This is a genomic window from Cupriavidus pauculus, assembly GCF_003854935.1.
Classification (GTDB): Bacteria; Pseudomonadota; Gammaproteobacteria; order Burkholderiales; family Burkholderiaceae; genus Cupriavidus; species Cupriavidus pauculus_C.
On record NZ_CP033971.1, the window covers coordinates 160,772 to 181,354 of the forward strand.

The window sequence follows — 20,583 nt, forward strand, 5'->3', positions numbered from 1 at the left end:
CTTTGTCGGCCGGCGGCAGGCTTTGCAGGGTGACTGCCAGGGCGAGAAGGAAGGAAATTAGCGACGCTTTCATGGTTCCGGCGCTCTCAATCGAGCTCTGTTATTGAAGGAACTCAGTTAAGCGATGTCTGTTTAGTCAAGAAAACTGGTTCTTTGGACTTGCACATGCTTCGTTGCCCAAAATTTGACGTAGCCATTGACTGGCGCGGTACGCTGCGCAAGTTGGCGAAAGTGATGTTCGGGAAAGACGGGTCGCTGTACGTCATGTTCCCCGGTTTTCGAAATTCCCTTGGCATCGCTTCCCACCTCGTGATGCCGGCCGCTCCGTCGCCCCCGCTTTCCGCTCGCTGCGCATAAAAACGTCGCTACAGAGATAAGAGTTATTATCTCGGTACCGCTATCTTGGTACGTAACTCGCTTCGCACAAAATGCCCCGACGCCTCACTATTCCCGATGGCCTGCCCGACCCCGCCGCCCTTGCCGCGCTGCGCGCCTGGTACGAGGGCGCTTCCTCGCGTGAGGCGGCAGACCGCTACCTACGTGATCGGATTGCCGATGGCCAATCGGCTAGAGGCATCGTTGGCGCGATCCGGCGCCAGCTCGTTCAGTATGCCCGGCAGCGCCGGCGCCACGATCTGGCGGACATCTTCGTGTGCTCCACAACCGAGCGCGTGGGTTACGCCCGGGCCGCCGCGGCAGCCATCGAGCAACTGCGTGTGACCGCAGCGCCTTCGCCGCAGATCAGCGATGCTGTGGCACAGTGGCTGCCAGCGCGCGCGGTACGCGCCCTGCAGGCCGCTGGCATCACCAACCTGGCCGACCTTACCGTTCGTATCCCCCGCCGGCGACAGTGGTGGACCGCCGTCCCGGGCCTCGGACCCGCCAGCGCCCGCCAGATCGAGGCGTTCTTTGCCACACACCCGGCGCTTACCGAGCGCGCCCGCGCCTTGGTCGTCGCCGATCGAAAGCCCATCGTGACGCCGTGGGAACACCTGCGGCTGCCCCACGAGGTTGACGGCTCCGCCGGCGCCTTCCGCGCTCCGCTGTCGACCTGCATCCTGGGCGTGGACAACGATTACGAGGCCATCCAAGCCTGGCTGGCCCTCCACGAATCCTCGGCCACGCAGCGCGCCTACCGCAAGGAAGCCGAACGGCTGATCCTGTGGGCCATCGTCGCGCGAGGGAAGGCCCTTTCATCCTTGACGACCAAGGACGCGACCGACTATCGGGCATTTTTACGCAGGCCCACGCCGCGCGAGCGCTGGGTCGGACCACCACGGCCACGCACGTCGCCGGACTGGCGCCCGTTTGTCGATAACCTCTCGGCGCGCTCAGTCGCGCATGCGCTGGCCGTCCTCAGCGCGCTGTTCCGCTGGCTGGTGGAACAGCGCTATGTGCTTGCCAACCCCTTTGCGGGTATCAAGGTGCGCGGCAGCCAGCGTGCCATGGCCGTGGAAACTACCCATGCCTTCACCGAAGGAGAATGGCTGCTGGTGCGCACCATCGCCAACGGTCTCGAGTGGTCGTACGGCTGGCAAGCCGCGGCCGCACAGCGGCTTCGTTTTCTGCTGGATTTCGGATACGCCACGGGACTGCGGATCAGCGAACTGGCCAATGCCGCGTTGCGTCACCTCGACGTCGACGCCGCAGGCGATCACTGGCTGCACCTGGTTGGCAAAGGTGGCAAGCCCGCTAGGGTCACATTGACGCCCTTGGCGCGGGCAGCGCTGGAACGCTACCTGCTGGAGCGCGGGCTCCCTGTCAGCCGTGCTCGCTGGAACCCCGATATGCCATTAATCGGTAGCCTGGATGGTGGCGAAGCCGGCATTACGCCTCTGCGCCTGTGGGAAGTCATGCGCCGATTCTTCAGGCTTGCGGCGCACATCATCGAAGGCGATCATCCACCTTTGGCAGAGAAGCTCCGGCGGGCGACACCACACTGGATGCGGCACACCCACGCGACCCACGCGCTGGCAAAGGGCGTCGAACTGAGCGCTGTGCGCGACAACCTGCGCCACGCCTCAATTTCAACCACGTCCATCTACTTGCATACCGATGACGTCAAGCGGACGCGGCAGTTCGGCCAGGCATTCGCTGCCTGAATCGCTTTTTCAAGAGGGTGCCGTGAGTACGAAATGCAAGGAGATGGCAGCGCTGGCCGTCTGACCGCGCGTCTTGGCGCCCGGCAGGCGCTACTGACGGAGTAGCTCACGCAAAGCGCCGTCGTCGGCCCGACAGCCTGAAATGCGCCAGATTTTGCACCGGAAGGAGTGCAACCGAGAAAATTGCGACCGCACAACGCATTGATATATAAGAAGAATTCAGACCAAACCGCCAGATTTTGCACGGAAAGTACGATAGCCCCTAGCCTGGCAATCCAAAGCAAAAGGCGGCGCACCGTCGCGCCGCCCCTCACCCGGACGCCAACCCTCAGGCTTCCAGCTTCATCGGCATCGACCGGCGTCGTGACCGCGTTGCCTTGTACAGCGCATGCGCCACGGCAGGCGCCACTGGCCCAAGCGACACCTCGCCGCAGCCCTGCGGCGGACGGTCGCTATCGACGATCACTACCTCGATCTTCGGCATTTCGGCCAGGCGCAACAACGGATAGTCGTGGAAATTGCTCTGCTGCACCACGCCGCCCTTGAACGTGATCTCGCTATTGAGCGTATTCGTCAATGCAAAGCCGATGCCGCCCTCGATGTTAGCGCGGATCAGGTTCGGATTGATCGCCCTGCCGCACTCCACCGCGCACACCACCCGCTTCACGCTGAATGACTTGCCCGCGCGCTTCAGCTCCAGCGCCATCGCCACGTAGGTCTGGAATGCCTCCCCGCGCCCCGTGTAGAGATTGAACGTGAAGGCGCGCGTGACGTTGGCCTGGGGCTTGCGATCCCAGTTGGCAGCCTTTGCCGCCGCATCGAGCGTGCGCAGCGCCAGGGGATTGTGGGCCAGCAATACACGCCGGTAGCGGTACGGATCCATGCCTGCCGCATCGGCCATCTCGTTGACGAAGCTCTCCAGCATGAAAATGCTCGATGTCGAACCCACGCTGCGCATGAAGCTGACCGGAATCGGCTGCTTCACGTCGATCATGTCGACCTTGAGGTTCGGCACGCGGTAGACGCAGTCGTAGATGGCTTCGAGCATCGTTTCGTCCCAGCCGCCATTCTTCGCCATGCGATCGGCCTTGATGACGCCGTAGAGCGACTGCCCCGTCAGGCGCGCGTGCATGGCCACCGGCATGCCCTTGTCGTCCAGTACGGCGCGGAAGCGGCCCGAGACGCCGGGGCGATAGAAGCCGTGCCGGATATCGTCCTCGCGCGAGCGGATCACCTTGACCGGCTTGCCGACCGCGGCCGAGGCGCGCGCGGCATGGATCACGAAATCCGGCAGGAACTTGCGCCCGAAGCTGCCGCCCAGGAATGTCGTGTGAACGATCACGGTCTCCGGCTTGCGGCTATACAGCTTGCCTAGTGCGTTGCGCACGAAATCCTGGCCCTGGATCGGCCCCCAGACCTCGATCGCATCGTCGCGCACATGCACCGTGGCGTTCACCGACTCCATCGTCGCGTGCACGATGTACGGCGTGTGGTAGTCGGCCTCCACGATCCGCCCGCCCGCAGACAGTGCCGCGTCGGCATCGCCGAGCCGGGTGGCGACAACCGCCTCCGGCGCACCGAGCGCAGCCTGGCGTGCGGCCATGATGTTGTCGCTGTCCAGGTCTTTCGCCGCGCCCGGATCGATATCGAGCTCCAGCGCGTCGGCGCCCTTCTTTGCCAGCCAGTAGCTTGTCGCGACGACAATTGCCGCGTCGGGGGCCCGCACCACGGCCTTGACGCCAGGCATCGCCTGGACCGCGTCGGCATTGCGGATGCCGGTGACCTTGCCGGTCACGGTGGGCGGCATCTTCAGGGCGCCGTACAGCATGTCCGGCACTCTGACGTCGATGCCGAACTCGGCCGAACCGTCGACCTTGGCCGGCGTATCGAGGCGCAGCAGGTCCTTGCCGATCAGCTGGTGCGCCGCCTCGTTCTTGAGGCGCGGCGTCGGATTCAGCGGCAGCTTCGCTGCTTCCAGGGCCAGTTCGCCATAGGAGAACGAGCGCCCGGTGGCGCCGTGATACACGCGGCCCTTGTCGGTATGACACTGCCCGGGCCGTACCTGCAGCCGCTTTGCCGCCGTCATCATCAGCACTTCGCGCGCCTGCGCGCCGGCAATGCGCAGGCGCTGGTAGAACAGCGTGGCCGACATCGACGCGCCGACGAACTGCTGCGGATCTTCATACGCCGCCCCCGTGCGGTAGGCATCGCGCCCGGTGACGAACGTCACGGTGATGTTCTGCCAGTCCGCGTCGAGTTCGTCTGCGAGGACCTGCGGCATGCCGGTGTAGACCCCCTGCCCGCACTCGCACTGCGACAGGCCGAGCGTGATCTTGCCGTTCGGCTCGATCCAGATCCAGTCGGTTATCTCGTGGGTGCCGTGGGGGCCGCTGTCGACGGTGCGGCTGGCCAGCGCCGGCAGCGGGATGCACAAAGCGCCCGCCAGCGCCGCACTGCCCTTGAGGAAGCCGCGCCGCGCGGGGCTCGCCAGGATCTCACTTTGCTGCGGCATGGATGGCCTCCCGGATGCGGTGATAGGTGGCGCAGCGGCACAGGTTGGTCACGGCCGCGTCGATTTCCTTGTCGGTGGGGTGCGGGTTCTGCTTGAGCAGCGCGCTGACCGCCATCACCATGCCCGACTGGCAGTAGCCGCATTGCGGCACATCCTTGGCGATCCACGCCTGCTGCACCTTCGACGATCGGTCGGGCGACAGGCCTTCGATCGTGGTGACGCTGCGCCCCGCCACGCTGGACACCGGCGTCACGCACGACCGCTGCGCCTGCCCGTCGACGTGGACGGTGCATGCCCCGCATGCGCCGATGCCGCAGCCGTACTTGGTGCCGGTCATCCCGGCGTCGTCGCGTATCACCCACAGCAGCGGCGTATCGCCGTCGCCACCGAAGTGCGTCGCCTGCCCGTTCAACACAAAGTCCATGATTGCCTCGCTTTGTCCTCGCCAGTGCGAGAAAAGACGGCCGCAGGCCACCGCGCACTGCGCGCGGTGCGGCCGGTACGACTCGAAAATCGGATGGGATGGCGCCGCCTGGGCGCCCGGATGGTGCCGCTAGTCCGGCGTGATGTGGTAGGTGCGGATCAGCGTGGCCCACGACGCGGTTTCATCGCGAATACGCGTGGCCAGTGCTTCTGGCGTGCTCGCCACGGGCTCCAGGCCCTGGCGCTGCAGATCGCTGCGGATCACCGGCGTGGCGAACAGTGTCTGGACGTCGACGGCAAGCGCATCGGCCAGCGGCCTGGGCGTGGCCGATGGCAGCAGCAGCGCGTACCACGAACTCACATCGATACCGGGCATGCCCTGCTCTGCCAGCGACCGCACATCGGGCGCGGCCGGCGAGCGCTTCGACTGCGTCACCGCAATCGCACGCAAGGCCCCGGACTGCACGAACGGCGCCAGCGTGGGCCACGTGCCGAACAGCATGGGCACCTGGCCGCCCACCACGTCGTTGACGGCCTGCGTCGTGCCCTTGTACGGCACGTGCAGCATGCTCGCCCCTGCCTTGTGGTGAAACAGTTCGCCCGCCAGATGCAGGCCGCTGCCGACGCCGGGGCTGGCATAGCCCAGCGGCTTTCCGGCCTGGTCCGCCAGCTTCGCCAGCGCAACCAGTTCCGGCACGGTGCGCGCCTTGACCGACGGATGCACGGCCAGCACGTTGGGAGAACTGGCCAGCAGGGACACCGGGCGGAAATCACGCGCCACGTTATAGGAAAGCGCCGGAAACAGCGTGGGATTGATGGTCAGGTTGCCGGCCGGCACCACCAGCCAGGTGCAGCCATCGCCAGCCGCGCGCCTCACCGCATCGATACCGATATTGCCGTTGGCGCCGGGCTTGTTGTCGACGACGATGGACGTGCCCTGGCGCTGCTGCAGCCCCATGGAAAGCGTGCGGGCCAGCTGGTCGGCCGCACCGCCGGCCGGAAACGGCACGACGATCCGCACGCTCGCGCAGGAGCCGGCATGCGCCGTGCCGGCCACGGCGACGGCTGCCATCGCCGCCACCGCTGCGCCCAGCCACCGCCGGGGCCGCTGCCAAGCCTTCGCCCTCTGATTCGCCTTCTGATTCGCGGTCTGGCTGCGTTGCTGCATGCTCTTCCTGCCTGTCCCTTCGATCGTGACGATCGCTACCGTCGTGTTGTCATTAGCTGGCCACCATGCCTTCCGGCATGGGCCGGTAATCCAGCAGGCGCGATAGCTCGGCTGCCGCCTCCCGCACCCTTTCCACCATCGGTTCCAGCAGCGCCGGATCGATCCGTGCCGCCGGAATCGTCGCGCCGAGTGCGGCCACCACGCGCCGGGTACGATCCCGCACCGGCGCGGCAATGGTCGAGATACTCGCCTCGAAGAACCCTTCGTGCAGCACGTAGCCGCGCTGGCGGTCACGCTGCACCATCTCGTACAACTCTTCCACCGTGCGCGGCGTGCTCTCCGAGAACACTTCTAGCCGCGACTCCGGATACAGCTCGCGCAGCTCCGACAGCGCCAGGTCTTCCAGCAGCACGCGGCCCAGCACCGTGGCATGCGCCGGCAGGCGCGTACCGACATTGACCGTACTCGTGAACGGCCGGGCTGCCACCGACTTGGCCACGTACACGATGGACCGGCCATCGCGCACCACGAGATTGCACGGGTAGTGAATCTCGTCACGCAGCCTGTCCAGCAGCGGCCGGCCCAGTTCGGTCAGCTCCAGCGAGGCCAGGTAGTCGAAACCGAGCCGCAGCACCGCCATCCCCAGGCGAAACTCCCGCCCGCCGTCCGTGCGCTCCACGAACCCCATCATTTCCAGGGTGGCCAGCAGCCGGAACACCGTCGAACGCGGCACCTGCAGCCGCCGCGCCAGTTCCGCCGCCGACAGCGTGCGGTCCTTGCTGCTGAACTCGCCCAGCAGCCTGAGCCCGCGCTCCAGACCCGGCACGATGTACTTGTCCTGCGTCTCCTCCGTGGGAGTGGCTTTACTCATGGTCTCTCTCTGCTTGACGTTCGGTTTGCCAATGAACAGCAACGGGTCGATATAACACGCTTCGCGCTGCCCCATGCACCCCAAGGTACATGGCCATTTCCAAACACTAGCAGAATAGTTCCATATATAAAACTACGATCCACAATAGGGACAACTGCACTGTAGGACTTCTGTGTTGATGACTCAACTTAAGGAAAACCCTGACGGGACGCGGCAGGCCCCTTAAACAGCACCAGAAGAGCGAAAAAACCCTGCACGCCGGGAAAGTCGGCAGCAGGGCAAACGACGACAGGCAGGTCGGCGCCTGGAGGCCAGGCGCGATTTTCTTCAGATTTCCAGCTCTTCCAGGACCTGGCCCTTGGTTTCGATACCGAGGAAGAACACGGTGACGGCAGCCAGCAGCGGCACCACCGCCAGCCCGAGGAAGGCGGTGCTCAGGTTGCCGGTGCCGATGGTGGAGGCGATGATGCCCGGGGCAAAGATTGCCGACACCTTGAGCCACGCGCCGCCGAGCCCGCACCCCATCGCCCGCACGCTGGTCGGGTAGAGTTCAGGCGTATAGACGTAGGCCGTGATGAATCCGCAGGCCAGGAAGCCCATCGCCAGCGCGCAGAACGTGGCCACCACATAGACCGACGATGCGTGGAACACGCCCGCCAGGATCAGCGACGCCGCGCACAATACGAACGAGACATTGATGACCGGCTTGCGGCCAACCTTGTCCACCACCAGCGCACAGACCAGCGACCCGACCACGCCCAGTACCGAGGCACCCGCCGCCAGGTTCAGCGCCAGTTGCAGCGGCGCGTGGTAGACGGTCTTGTAGACGGTGGGCAGCCATGTGGACAGCCCGTACTGGATAAAGCCGCAGGTGGCCCACAGCATCCATACGGCCAGCGTGCGGCCCAGATACGCCTTGCCTACCAGGTCGCGCACCCGGCGGCGCGGATGCTTGCCCATCGCGTCGAACCTCGATGCATCGCCAACCGGTGCCAGCGGCTGCTTCGCACGCGCCTCGAACTGGCGCAGCGCGTCGTCGGCTTCCGCCAGGCGGCCCTTCTCGGCCAGCCAGCGCGGCGACTCCGGAATCACGCGGCGCAGCACGAAGAACAGCACCAGCGGCGCGCCGCCCAGGAAATACATCACTTCCCAGCCATAGCGCGGCACCAGCACGGCACCCATCGCATTTGAGACCATCAGCCCGATGGGGAACACGATCTCGTACAGCAGCACGAACCGGCCCCGGCCGTGGGCGCGCGTCACCTCGTTGATATAGGTGGCCGCCACCGGCAGTTCGCCGCCAAGCCCAAGGCCCTGCACGATGCGCAGCAACAGGAAGATCTCGAACGACGGCGCGAAGCCGCACGCCAGGCTCATCAGGCCGATGATGCCCGCGCTCCAGCCAATCGACCGCAGGCGGCCAAACCGTTCGGCCAGCGCCGGAAACAGCAGCGCACCCACCAGTTGCCCCACCGACGGGGCGGCGATCAGCAAGCCGATCTGGCCCGGCGACAGCGACCACTTGCCGATCAGCAGCGGCAGCGTGGCGGCAATGGCGATCACGTCGAAGCCATCGAAAAACGTGGCCAGGCCGATCAGCAGCCGTGCCCGCACGTGCATCATGTTGCCGGGCATGCGCTCGATACGGGCGACGATCTGCCCGCGTGTCACGGGCGTGGCCGCCTGGGTCTGGGATGGGGTGGCGGCCTCGCCGGCCGCTGCGCCGCCGTAGGCTACGGTGCCCGCCTGCGCGCCCTGCATCGAGGGCGCTGCGTCTTGTCTCTGAATCAACACGGGTATCTCTTCCGGAATCGTGTAGGGCAGTCACCCGCGTGGCCGCTTCGTCCCTGAACGTGCGACTCTGCCATGGCGGCGGGCAGTCTTCGTTGCCGCGCCTGTCACGGCACGGCGGGGTCCGTCAAAGGTCCAGCACCAGGCGCTGGCCCTTGCAACCGGATACGCAGACCATCATCGTCTGGTTCGATTCGCGCTCGCTGTTGCTAAGCACGCTGTCGCGGTGATCGGGACAACCTTCGACCACCGCTGTCTCGCACGAACCGCACACGCCTTCGCGGCAGCTGTACTCCACGGCCACGCCGGATTCCAGCAAAGCGTCGAGCAGCGACTTGCCGGACGGCACGCGCACGGTCTTGCCGGAGCGCTGCAGCTGGACGCTGTACTCGCCCTCCTGCACCGCTTCGGTGGCCGGGTCGGCCGCGAAGCGTTCGATATGCACGTTCGGGTAGCCGTGCGCTTCGCAGGCCGCCTCGAAGGCGTTGAGCATCGGGCCGGGGCCGCAGCAATAGAAGTGCGTGGTGGCGTCCTGCCCCGCCAGCATCGCCTTCAGGTCCGGCGGCACGCCGGCCTCGTCGTCGAAGTGAAAGCGCACGGCGTCGCCATAGGCCGACAGCTGCTCGACGAACGCCGCCTCCGCACGCGAGCGTGCGCAATACAGCAGCGTGAACGAGCGGCCGCGCTCGGCCAGGCGCCGCGCCATGCACACGATCGGAGTCACGCCGATGCCGCCGGCGACCAGCACCGTGTGTGCGGCATCCTCGTCCAGCGCGAAATGGTTGCGCGGCACCGCCACCGTCAGCGTGGTGCCGACGCGCAACTGCTCGTGCACGAAACGCGAGCCGCCACGGCTGTTGCGGTCGTTGAGCACGCCAACGGTGTAGCGGTCGCACTGTTCGGGCGCGCCGCACAGCGAATAGCTGCGCACCAGGCCGTTGGCCAGATGCAGGTCGATATGCGCGCCCGGCGCGAATGCCGGCAGCGGCGTGCCTTCGGGATCGCGCAGTTCGACGCTGACAACGCCACGCGCCTCGAAGCGCATGGCCTGCACGCGCAGGGTTAAAGATTGGCTCGCACTCATGGGGGCTTCCTTCTACTTCGAGACTTCCAGTCTTCCAGACACTTAACGCTTTTCCGTCAGGAACTTGCCTTCCGGGCCGCCGGCGTTCTTCTGCCGGCGAGTATTGCCGTCGATGCCGCCTTCGATCGCCCATTCGGCGAACGTGGTCGGGCCTGGCTCGAATTCGCGCGGCTCCCAGTGGGCATCGAGCTGGTCTTCGTCGGCGTAGTACTCGATCAGGCCGCCGGCCGGATTCTTGAAGTACCAGAAGTACGCCGACGAGATCGGATGCCGGCCCGGCCCGAGCTGCGTATCCCAGCCCGTGCGCGACATGTGCATGCCGCCGCCAAACACCTCGTGGATATCGCGCACCGTGAACGCCACGTGGTTGAGTCCGGCCTTGCCATGCGGCAGCTGCAGCAGGAACAGGTCGTGGTGACCGCCCTCGGCCGCGCAGCGCAGGAACGCGCCACGGCCCGGGTAGTTGTCCGATTGCACGAAGCCGAACTTCTCCATGTAGAAGCGCTCGGTGGCCTTCACATCCTTCACGAAGAACACCACGTGCCCCACTTCGATGGGGATCGCGCGCTCGTAGATCGGGCTCCGCTCGTTCATGCGCGGCTTGTCGTTCCACGTGTTCATGCGCGCGCACTCCACCAGCACGTCATGCTTGCGCGATACCTGGAAGCGCACTGCCAGGCCGTTCGGGTCGGTGCAGCCGATGCGTGCCCCATCCTGCAGCGACACGAACGTCGGCTCGTTGCCGATACGGTCGCGGATGGCGGCCAGCGATGCCTCGTTGTCCACGCCCCACACCACTTCGCGCAGCGTCGGGCCGTCCTCGATCGCCGCCGCCAGCGCCGCGTCGGCGATCTTGCGCACCAGCACGCGGCAGCCGTTCAGCGTCTCGAAGTCCAGGCCCTGCGCGTCGTCGCGCTTGATGGCCAGGCCCCAGTCGCCGAAGAAGCCACGGCATGCGTCGAAGTCGTCGGCACCGTAGACGATTTCGTCAATTCCCAATACTTTCATTTCAGTCTCCGGCCCACGGCAGCGGTTGTTCGTTCAAGCCCCAGTACACGCTCTTCTGTTCCATGTACTGCAGGATGCCAAGTCGTCCCTTCTCGCGGCCCAGGCCGCTGTCGCGCCAGCCGCCGAACGGCGTCGCGATCGAGAACTGCTTGTAGGTGTTGATCCAGACGTTACCGGCTTGCACGGACCGTGCCACCCGCCACGCACGCTTGTAGTCGCGCGTCCAGATGCCGGCCGCCAGCGCATAGACGCTGTCGTTGGCCTGCTCGATCAGGTCGTCCTCGTCGTCGAACGGCATCGCCACCAGCACCGGCCCGAAGATTTCCTCCTGGCAGATGCGTGCGTGGTTGTCGAGCCCTTCGATGATGGTCGGCGTATAGAAGTAGCCATTGGGCAGGCCGGGCACGTCCGGGCGGATACCGCCCGTGCGCAGCTGGCCGCCGTCTGCCACGCCTACCGCCACGTACGATTCGATGCTGTCGCGGTGCCGGTCGGTGATCAGCGGCCCCATCTGGGTGCGTTCATCGGCCGGATCGCCCACTCGCAACTTCGCCGCCGCAGCAGCCAGTCGGTCGATGAATGGCTCGTACTGCGAGCGCGCCACGAACAGGCGCGAGCCGGCAATGCACGATTCGCCCGACGAACTGAAGATGCCGTACAGCACGCCGTTCACCGCGTGGTCCAGGTCGGCATCGTCGAACACCATCGTCGGCGACTTGCCGCCCAGTTCCAGCGACACCGGCATCATCTTGTCGGCCGCGATATGCGCAATGTGCTTGCCGGTAGTGGTGCCACCGGTGAACGACACGCGCTTCACCAGCGGGTGCTTGGTGATGGCGTCGCCAATGACCGAGCCCTTGCCCGGCAGCACGCTGATCAGGCCACGCGGCACACCGGCCTCTTCGCAGATGGCGGCCAGTTCCAGCGCCATCAGCGGCGTTACCTCGGCCGGCTTGACGATGACAGCGTTGCCGGCGGCCAAAGCGGGCGCCATCTTCTGTGCCTCGCTGGCAATTGGCGAGTTCCACGGCGTGATGGCCGCCACCACGCCCATCGGCTCGTAGACACTCATCGTCAGGCAATCGCCGCGTTGCGGCGTGATCTGCTCTTCCAGCGTTTCCAGTGCGGCGGCAAAGAACTGGAAGGTCGCCGCAGCGCTGGCCACCAGCGCGCGGGTTTCGCTGATCGGCTTGCCGTTGTCCAGCCGCTGGCTCTGGGCCAATGATTCGGACTTGGCGCGGATCAGCGCGGCCACACGGTGGAGCACGGCGGCGCGCTCGTGCGGCTTGCGTTGGGCCCATCCGCTGACACGGAAGGCCTGATGCGCGCCCTGGATGGCCTCCTCGACATCGGCCAGGCTGGCCGCGTTCAGTTCGGCCACCACCTCGCCAGTGGCGGGGTAGCGCGTGGCGTAGCGGTCGCCGCCGCCCGGGCGCCACTCGCCGGCAATCAGGATGGGAAGGACTTGTTGCGTCGTCATGGGGTATTACTCGCTTCAGATCGACACCGCGTGCGCGCGGTTGCCGAGGGCGCGCACCACACTGAACACGGTCAGCGCGGACGTCTTGGGGTTGGCCGCCAGCGGCTTGCCGCGCATGGTCAGCTCGAAGCCGCCGAATGCGCCGCGTGCTTCCACGTGGTGGACGTTCTCCACCGCCGACGGATCGGCCAGCAGCTTGACCGACGTGCGGTCCAGCCCCAGTCCGGCCAGCGACACGGTGGCCGCCACATTGGCGTTCTTGGGATAGAGCCGTGCGGCATCGCGCGCCGTGCCTTCGAAGATCACGGTCGGCTCGGTCAGCGCATCGAGGTCGAACAGCTGCTCGGCCGGCGTGCCGGTCCATGCGCGCGCCGGCTTGCGGCCCGTGTAGATGACCTCGTCCAGCCCGCCCACGCGGGCAGCCGCCAGGGCATCGATGGCACCGATGGCACCGGACAGCAGCTGCACCTGCGTGTTGCCACGGCGTGCCGCGGCCTCCAGGCGTTCGGCCATCCCGGGCTCCGAAAGCGCGCCCACCGACACGACCAGGCACGGAATGCCGCGCTCCAGGGCCGGTACCACGTGTTCCTCCAGCGCCTGGTGGCCCGCGCATTCGACCAGCAGGTCGGGGCGCTGGTCACCGTCGGCCAGCCGCGTCGCCACGCGCACGTGGGGCGCCAGCGTCGACAGCGCGCCGCGCGCCTCGTCCATCCCGCCTTCCGGCACGATGACCACGTCGAACGCGACATCCGGATCGGACTTCAGCAGTTCCAGCACGCCGCGGCCAATCGCACCGCAACCCACCATCGACACATGCAGCATGGACATCCCCCTTCAGGCCGCTGCCGCCGCCGTATTGGCGATCGGGGCCTGCTTGTTGACCGGCGGGCCGGCAAACACGGTCTTGAAGCTGCCGATCGATAGCATGTCGATCTCCAGCAGGAACGGACCCGGCTCTACAGTTGCGGCCTCCAGCGCGGCGCCGATATCGGCCAGGTTGCTCACGCGGCGGTGGCGCAGCGCCAGCGACTGGCACAGCTGCGCATAGTCGGGCGTGTGCAGGTCCACGTAGTGGCGGCGGCCGCCGTACTGCGCGTCCTGGATGTTCTTGATCACGCCGTAGCCCTTGTCGTTCATCAGCACGATGACCATGTCGGCGCGCTCCTGCACCGCCGTGGCCAGCTCGCCCAGGTTCAGGATGAAGCCGCCATCGCCAGCCAGCGTGAACGTCTTCTTGCCCGATGCCGTGGCGGCCGCGCCCACTGCGGCGCCGATACCCATCGCCAGGCCCTGGCCGATGCCACCGCCCAGCGCATGCACGCCGGCACGCGAATCGAACAGTTGCAGGTGGCGGTTGCCCCAGGTGCTGTTTGACACGGTCACGTCGCGCACCCAGTTGAAATTGCGGCCCACGGCCTGCTGCAGCGCCTGCACCAGCGCGCTGTACGGGCCCAGGCCATCGACCAGCGCGCCCACGGCGGCGTCATGCGCGCGACGCAGGTCGGCAGCGAAGTTGTCATCGATCAGCATGCGGCCTTGCAGGCGGTCGGCCAGGCCGTCAAGCGCCAGCGCGGCGTCGCCGCTGACAAAGTCATCGCTCTGGTAGCAGCGGCCTTCGGCAGCCGGATCGGCGTCGATGCGCAGCAGCGGGCGCGGCAGCTTCAGTTCGTACTTGAGCGTCTCGTTGCCGCGCAGGCGCGATCCGACCACGACCATGGCATCGCAGGTCTGGTAGAACGTTTCCACCGGCTTGTGCAGGTTGTAGGCACCCAGCGAGCGCGGATCGTCCTCGGGCACGATGCCACGGCCCTGCGTCGACGTGACCACGCCAAAGCCCATGTCCATCAGGCGTTTGACCTGCTTGCTGGCGTGGCGCGCGCCACCGCCCAGCCACAGCATCGGACGTTTGGCCTTCAGCAGGCGCTCGGCCAGCGCATCGAGCGCATGGGCCGACGGCTGGTGTTGCGGCACCGGCAGCGGCTTCAGGTCGTTCGGCATCGGAATCAATGCCGCCTGGATGTCGATGGGGATCTCCACGCTGACCGGGCCAGTCGGCGCCGTCAGCGCGGTCTGCACGGCGAGCTTGATCGTCGAGATGGCGGTGTCGGCGCTGCGGATGCGGAAGGCGGCCTTCGACACGGCCTTCAGCATCGTGAGCTGATCGGGTGCTTCGTGGATGTAGGCCAGGCTCTGGTCCAGGTACGGCGTTTCGATCTGGCCCGTGATGTGCAGCATCGGCGTGCCGGCCGTCAGCGCTTCCACCATGGCGCCGGCGGCATTGCCTGCGGCGGTGCCGGTGCTGGTCAGGCACACGCCCAGACTGCCCGTGGTGCGGGCGTAGGCGTCGGCCATGTTGGTGCCGCCCGCTTCGCCGCGCGCGGGGACGAAGCGGATCTTGCCGCGTTCGCCCATCGCATCGAGGATGGGCATGTTGTGGATCGAGATCACGCCGAATGCAGCCTTGACGCCGCACTGTTCGAGGAAGGCTGCAATGGCGCAGCCCACGGTGACTTGTTGTTGCTCGTTACGCATGACGGGAGAGTCCTCCGGAAATATCGATGTGGCTGCCCGTGGTGTACGAAGACAACGGCGAGGCAAGGAACAGGATGGCGCGCGCGGCTTCCTGCGGCAGGCCGAGACGGCCCAGTTGAATGTGCTTCTGCCGGGCCAGACGCGCGGTCCACGCGGTCCAGTCCAGATGGCGGTCCTCGTCGGGGCGCGCGTCGAAGCGGCGGCGCCACTGGCCCGATTCCACCAGGCCGATCAGGATGCCGTTGACGCGCACGCCCTTGGGCGCGAACTCGGTGGCCAGCGAGCGCACGAGGTTATGCACCCCGGCACGCGCTGCGGACGTGGCCACCATATGGGGCTCCGGCTGCGTGGCCAGCAGCGAGTTCACGCAGACCATGGCGCCCTGCTTCGATTGCTCCAGCTGGGGCAGGAACGCGCGCGTCGGGTGGATCACCGAGAAGAACTTGAGCTGCAGTTCCTCGACCCAGGCCGCGTCCTCTGTGGTGGCGAACGTCGACACGCGGCCCTGGCCGGCGTTGTTGACGAGCATGTCCACGTTGCCCAGTTCGCGCGCCACGTCGGCGGCAAAGGCGTTGACCTGTTCCGGCTTGAGCACGTCGCAGGTGGCCGCGTACAGGCGGCAACCGGCAAAGCGCTCGCGCAACGCGGCTTCGGCGCTGCGCAGGCGGGCTTTGTCACGGCCGCACATGGCTACGGCGGCGCCCGCTTCCAGCAATAATTCGACCGTGGCCAGCCCAATGCCGGAGGACCCGCCGGTCACGACGGCTACGTTGCCGTCGAGTTCAATCATGGACATCGAATCCCCTCTCCCCTCTTCCATCAATCGCGATACATGGCGACCACCTGGCCCGGCGCGCGCCTGGCGTGCCGATGGGGCCGGTAGCCAAGCAGGCGCGACAGTTCTCCTGCGGTTTCCCTGACTTTCCCGACCATGCGGTCGAGTTCTTCCTGCGGCAGCCGCGACGCCGGAATCGTGGCGCCCAGCGCGGCGGCAACCTTGCCGGTGCGGTCGCGCACTGGCGCCGCGATGGTCGAAATGCTGGCTTCGAAGAAGCCTTCGTGCAGCACGTAGCCACGCTGCTGCACCTGTTGCACCAGTTCGTGCAGCGCTTCCACGGTGCGCGGCGTGCTGTCCGAATAAACCTGCAGCTGCGCTTCCGGATACAGCTCGCGCAGCTGCTGAAGATCCATGTCCTCCAGCAGCACGTGGCCCAGCACCGTGGCATGCGCGGGCAGGCGTGCGCCCACGTTGATGTTGCTGGCGAACGGCCGCGACGCCGCGGCCTTGGCCACGTACACCACCGAGCGCCCGTCGCGTACGACGAGATTGCACGGGTATTCGATGTCGTCGCGCAGGCGGTTCAGCAGCGGCCCGCCCAGTTCGGTCAGCTCCAGCGATGCCAGGTAGTCGAAGCCCAGCCGCAGCACCGCCAAACCCAGCCGGTACTCGCGGCCGCCGTCGGCGCGCTCCACATAGCCCGTGGATTCCAGCGTGGCCAGCAGGCGGAACACCGTGGAACGCGGCACGTTCAGGCGGCGCGACAGGTCGGCCGCCGACAGCACGCGGTCGCGCGCGCTGAATTCGGCCAGCAGGCGCAGGCCACGTTCCAGGCCCGGGACGATGTACCTGTCCAGGCTTTCGGCGGGCAGCGCGCTGTCTGCTGCGGATGGATTGGCGCTCATGGCAGGGGCTCGGCGTGTCGGTGGCAGGTCAGCGCTTGACCTTGGTGAGCGGATGCTCGGGCGGATAGGTCGGCGTGATCGGCTTCTTCGCGCCCAGTATCACGCACATCAGCGCGTCTTCCTCGCCGATGTTGATTTCCTCGCGGTACACGCCCGGCGGCACCGACACCAGGTCACGGTCGGTCAGGATGGTCTCGAAGCGTTCGCCGTCCTTTTCCAGCACCAGCTTGATCTTGCCGCGCAGGATGAAGAACACCTCTTCCACATCGGTGTGCAGGTGCGACGGGCCTTCGTGGCCGGCCGGGATGATCATGGTCGAGAACGTGAAGTGCTCCGACGGCACGGTATTGGTGTCGGCGGCAACGCCGGTGCCGCCCGTGCCCAGGTAGCGCATCTGGGCGCGGCGGTACTTCGGGTCGTAGTCGGCCTGGAACTTCAGCGCGTCCCAGTCGTAGCGGCGCGTGCTGAAGCGCGCCACGCGCGATTCCATCCACTTGTCGAACGAGGCGCCCTCAGGCTGCTCCCAGCTGCGCTTGATGTTTTCCTGTTGCGACAGATCGCTCATTTCCATTTCCCCTGGAGTGTTTGGTTATTGCATGACAAAGCCGCCGTTGACCGCCAGCGTCTGGCCGGTCACGAAACGGGCGAGGTCGGACAGCGCGAACAGCACGGCGCCGCAGACGTCATCGGGTACCTGTTCGCGCTGGATGGCGCGCTGGTTGCGGTATAGGTCGTGCCGGTGCTGCGGCACGTATTCGGTGGCTTCCACCAGCGTCAGGCCGGGCGCCACGGCATTGACCGTGACGTTCGCATCGCCGAGTTCACGGGCCAGCGAGCGGGTCATGCCGATGATGGCGCTCTTGCTGGCCACATAGGCCAGCAGGTTCGGCGCGCCCCACAGCGGGGTGTCCGATGCCAGGTTGATCACCGCGCCCCGGCCGCTGGCGCGCAACGCCGGCGTGCAGGCGGCCGTCATCAGCCACGTGCCGCGCACGTTCACGTTCATCACGCGGTCCCACGTGGCGACGTCAAGCTCGGTCAGGCCACGGCCGCCGGAATCGGTCACCGCACCGTTGTTGACCAGGCCGTCCAGGCCGCCCAACGCTTCGGCGGCGGCACTGGCGCAGGCCTGCACCGAAGCTGGCTCGTTCAGGTCGAGCTGCAGCGGCACCACCTTGAAGCCACGTGACTTCAGCGCGGCGGCCGATTCCTGGACGCGGTCGGCCAGGATGTCGGCCATGGCTACGCTGCCGCCGGCTTCGGCGATGGCCGTTGCAAAGGCCAGGCCCAGGCCGCGCGCGGCGCCGGTGACCAGCACCTTGCGGCCGGCCAGCAGGTTTGCGTACTGGCGATCAGGCATGGCTGTGGGCTCCGGCCACCGGCTGCAGCATGGCCACCGGGTCGTCGGCCACCTCGGCATCGGCGCGGCGCTTCAGCAGGCGGCGTACACGCGTGATGCCGGCATCGTGCGCGTAGAGCATTTCGTGATCGCGCGCGCCCGGGGCCATCGACTCCAGCACCACGCGGTCCTGTTCCAGCACGTCCCAGTGCAGGCCTTCCAGGCGGTTGCGATACAGGAAGCGCCACACGTCGCGCTCCCAGCCCTGCACCTGGCGGGTACGCCAGAAGAACACCATGCAGTGCTCTTCATCCACCGGCGTGGCGATGCCGACGATGCCGAACGGGCCGCCGGGGCCCACCTTGTCGCGATACGGGATCGACAGGCGCAGCCACAGCGTGCCGGTCTCGCCAAATTCCACCCAGTCGAAGTTCACGCCGCGCTGGCCGGTCTTTTCGAAGATCAGGCCATGATCGGTTTCCACGACCTGCATCACGGCGGACTTCTCTCCGCTGGCCATCGAGTGCGACACCGCATGCAGGTAGGCGCCGTGCATCGGGTCCATGACGTTGTCGATGGCGTAGCGGTAGTTGCAGTCCCAGTGCGCCACGCACAGGAAGTTGCTGTGTTCCTCGCTGACCAGTTCCTCGGGCAGGCGCAGCGCATCGGCCTCGGCGGGCGCGCGGTCGCCGAACCACAGGAAGATGGCGCCGGCCTGCTCTTCCACGGGATAGCTGCGCACGCAGGTGCGGCCTTCCAGCGGGCAGTTGTCCACGGCCGGCACGCTCTTCACCTGGCCATCGCCACCCACTTCCACGCCGTGATACCAGCAGGCCACGCGGTCGCCGAGGTTCCAGCCCATCGACAGACGCGCGCCACGGTGCGGGCAGCGGTCTTCCAGCGCGTTGAGCTTGCCGGCGTTGTCACGCCACACCACGATGTTCTGGCCCAGGCGCGTGATGCCGATCGGGGCGTGCGTGACCTGCCACGACGCAGCCACCGGATACCAGTAGTTGCGCAGGCCGGTGTTCAGGCGCGCTTCGGCGCGTGCTTGCTTGTTCGATTCCATGTCTGTCTTCTCGCTTGTCGTCTCAGCCGGCGCTCAGGCGCCCAGGCGGCGCATTTCGGAGAGGAAGCGTTCCTCGGTCCACGACTGGCCGTCGGCAGCCAGGAAACCGGATTGATTGAACGCACGCACGATGTCTTCCGGAGATTTGGCACCGCCCCCGAAGGCGGCTTCCAGCGCGTCGCCCAGCACGGTCTCGTAGGCGGTGGGCGCGGCGGCGCGCGTCTGCCAGACGATGTTGATCACGTGGCCAGGCTTCTCGATATGACCCTTGCCGGCGACGTTGTTGGGCGCGGGACGCTCCCAGGGAACCAGGTTCGGGTTGTACGCGAGGCTTTCCATTGCGCTTTGCTCCATAGCTTGCTTTGTGGGGGGCGGCTGGCTCAATCCGCTGTCGCGCTCCATCGGCCTGACGCTGTCGCGTTTTACCTATGAAACACGAGTTTAGATATTGAACACAGGTACGACTATAGACAACGACGGTTTAAAGATTGATCGGGGTTAACCCGCGCGGCGGAGGGCCCTTGGCCGATATCCGGCCAAGGGGACGCGGGGCGCGTGACTCAGGCGCCGGGAATGGCGTTGCGAATCAACTGTGCGACCGCGCGAGGCTGCTCGATGTAGCACGCGTGTCCGGCATCGGCAATGGCATGAAATGGCAGGCCGAAGCGTTCGGCCATCGCCGCGGACGCCTCGGGCGTAGTGACCACGTCCTGCGCTCCGCATCCCACTTCGACCGGACGCTGGGTCGCTTCCAGATAGCGGCCGATGTCGTCGCCGCTCAGCAGCGCCACGGCCTGTCGATAGCCATCGGCGTTCAGCCGCTGCATGTTCCAGCGCACCCATGCCTGGGCGTCCGGCGTGGCCGCCGGGCTGAGCAGCCGGGTGGGGCCGCGTTGCGCGAGCCCGTCCACACCCAATGTTTCCAGCGATGCGATGCGCTGCCGGGCCACTTCACGCGATTTCTCTTCGCTGCCCGGCGCGCCATATCCCAGCGCGGGGCTCAGCAGCAGGAACCGGTCTGGCTGCAGTGCGTCGGGCGCATGGGCGGCATAGCCGGCGGCCATCAAGGCACCGAGCGAATGACCCACGATCAGATCGGGCCGTACTTGTAGCGCCGCCAGCATCGCTTCGAGCCGCATCGCATAGTCGCGCGCGGTCGGCGCGGGCATTGGCAGCGGCGACGACTGGCCGTAGCCCGGCGCATCCCATGCGATCACGCGCGCGTGGGCGGCCAGCAGGCTCGCGCACGGCAGCCACGACGCCGCCCCGGAACTGATGCCGTGCAGCAGCACGACCACCGGGCCCCGCGAGCCGCCGATGCGGCAGGCCAAGCGCGTACCGTCGGGGCCGGTCATTACCAGGCGCTCGGCGAAGTGGCTATCCAGCGCGGCCAGCAGGTCGACGCCGGGAGCGGGTGCGGATTGGCGCACAGAGTGTTCCATATATGAAATACAGGTTTGCGAATAAAACTTCTCGACTATAGGCGCAGACTTTCGGTTCGTGGGATCAGGGTAAACAGGG

The 20,583-nt window shown here is 66.7% G+C and carries 18 protein-coding genes; 1 reads left to right on the top strand and 17 read right to left on the bottom strand.

Annotated elements, in window-relative coordinates; all coding sequences use genetic code 11:
* The first annotated feature begins 428 nt into the window (after positions 1-428).
* The gene (locus EHF44_RS27425; protein ID WP_124686927.1) at positions 429-2,102 is read left to right on the top strand and encodes a site-specific integrase; all 1,674 of its coding nucleotides are present in this window, start codon (positions 429-431) and stop codon (positions 2,100-2,102) included.
* Between the two features lie 328 nt (positions 2,103-2,430).
* Here EHF44_RS27425 and EHF44_RS27430 read toward each other — a convergent pair whose 3' ends face one another.
* The 17 genes from EHF44_RS27430 to EHF44_RS27510 form a co-directional block, all read right to left on the bottom strand.
* Positions 2,431-4,614 carry a xanthine dehydrogenase family protein molybdopterin-binding subunit gene (locus EHF44_RS27430; protein ID WP_124686928.1) on the bottom strand — a complete coding sequence of 728 codons (2,184 nt, stop codon included), beginning with the start codon at positions 4,612-4,614 and terminating at the stop codon, positions 2,431-2,433.
* On the bottom strand, positions 4,598-5,038 hold the full coding sequence (locus EHF44_RS27435; RefSeq protein ID WP_124686929.1) for a (2Fe-2S)-binding protein: 441 nt from the start codon (positions 5,036-5,038) through the stop codon (positions 4,598-4,600). The genes EHF44_RS27430 and EHF44_RS27435 overlap by 17 nt, the downstream gene beginning before the upstream one ends.
* 129 nt (positions 5,039-5,167) lie before the next feature.
* Positions 5,168-6,109, bottom strand: coding sequence for a tripartite tricarboxylate transporter substrate binding protein (locus EHF44_RS27440; RefSeq protein WP_124686930.1), 942 nt, complete (start codon positions 6,107-6,109; stop codon positions 5,168-5,170).
* A 148-nt stretch (positions 6,110-6,257) separates the two neighbouring features.
* The gene (locus EHF44_RS27445) at positions 6,258-7,076 is read right to left on the bottom strand and encodes an IclR family transcriptional regulator (protein WP_124686931.1); all 819 of its coding nucleotides are present in this window, start codon (positions 7,074-7,076) and stop codon (positions 6,258-6,260) included.
* A gap of 327 nt (positions 7,077-7,403) precedes the next feature.
* A complete protein-coding gene (locus EHF44_RS27450) occupies positions 7,404-8,837 on the bottom strand; it encodes an MFS transporter (RefSeq protein WP_437340365.1) in 1,434 nt (477 codons plus the stop codon).
* Between the two features lie 157 nt (positions 8,838-8,994).
* Complete coding sequence (locus EHF44_RS27455) at positions 8,995-9,951, bottom strand: PDR/VanB family oxidoreductase (RefSeq protein ID WP_124686932.1); 957 nt, start codon at positions 9,949-9,951, stop codon at positions 8,995-8,997.
* Positions 9,952-9,993: 42 nt separating this feature from the next.
* A complete protein-coding gene (locus tag EHF44_RS27460) occupies positions 9,994-10,959 on the bottom strand; it encodes a VOC family protein (protein WP_124686933.1) in 966 nt (321 codons plus the stop codon).
* Position 10,960: 1 nt separating this feature from the next.
* A complete protein-coding gene (locus tag EHF44_RS27465; protein WP_124686934.1) occupies positions 10,961-12,439 on the bottom strand; it encodes an aldehyde dehydrogenase in 1,479 nt (492 codons plus the stop codon).
* A 15-nt stretch (positions 12,440-12,454) separates the two neighbouring features.
* The gene (locus tag EHF44_RS27470; RefSeq protein ID WP_124687079.1) at positions 12,455-13,261 is read right to left on the bottom strand and encodes an aspartate dehydrogenase; all 807 of its coding nucleotides are present in this window, start codon (positions 13,259-13,261) and stop codon (positions 12,455-12,457) included.
* Positions 13,262-13,273: 12 nt separating this feature from the next.
* On the bottom strand, positions 13,274-14,971 hold the full coding sequence (locus EHF44_RS27475; RefSeq protein ID WP_124686935.1) for a thiamine pyrophosphate-binding protein: 1,698 nt from the start codon (positions 14,969-14,971) through the stop codon (positions 13,274-13,276).
* On the bottom strand, positions 14,964-15,767 hold the full coding sequence (locus EHF44_RS27480) for an SDR family oxidoreductase (RefSeq protein ID WP_124686936.1): 804 nt from the start codon (positions 15,765-15,767) through the stop codon (positions 14,964-14,966). Before EHF44_RS27480 ends, EHF44_RS27475 begins: the two co-directional genes overlap by 8 nt.
* Positions 15,768-15,790: 23 nt before the next feature.
* A complete protein-coding gene (locus tag EHF44_RS27485; protein WP_124686937.1) occupies positions 15,791-16,654 on the bottom strand; it encodes an IclR family transcriptional regulator in 864 nt (287 codons plus the stop codon).
* Positions 16,655-16,682: 28 nt separating this feature from the next.
* Complete coding sequence (locus EHF44_RS27490; RefSeq protein ID WP_124686938.1) at positions 16,683-17,219, bottom strand: cupin domain-containing protein; 537 nt, start codon at positions 17,217-17,219, stop codon at positions 16,683-16,685.
* 24 nt (positions 17,220-17,243) lie between these two features.
* On the bottom strand, positions 17,244-18,014 hold the full coding sequence (locus EHF44_RS27495; RefSeq protein ID WP_124686939.1) for an SDR family oxidoreductase: 771 nt from the start codon (positions 18,012-18,014) through the stop codon (positions 17,244-17,246).
* The gene (locus tag EHF44_RS27500; protein ID WP_124686940.1) at positions 18,007-19,062 is read right to left on the bottom strand and encodes an aromatic ring-hydroxylating dioxygenase subunit alpha; all 1,056 of its coding nucleotides are present in this window, start codon (positions 19,060-19,062) and stop codon (positions 18,007-18,009) included. The genes EHF44_RS27495 and EHF44_RS27500 overlap by 8 nt, the downstream gene beginning before the upstream one ends.
* A 33-nt stretch (positions 19,063-19,095) precedes the next feature.
* On the bottom strand, positions 19,096-19,401 hold the full coding sequence (locus EHF44_RS27505) for a recombinase-like helix-turn-helix domain-containing protein (RefSeq protein WP_437340359.1): 306 nt from the start codon (positions 19,399-19,401) through the stop codon (positions 19,096-19,098).
* Between the two features lie 221 nt (positions 19,402-19,622).
* Complete coding sequence (locus EHF44_RS27510; protein ID WP_124686942.1) at positions 19,623-20,504, bottom strand: alpha/beta fold hydrolase; 882 nt, start codon at positions 20,502-20,504, stop codon at positions 19,623-19,625.
* Between the last annotated feature and the right edge of the window lie 79 nt (positions 20,505-20,583).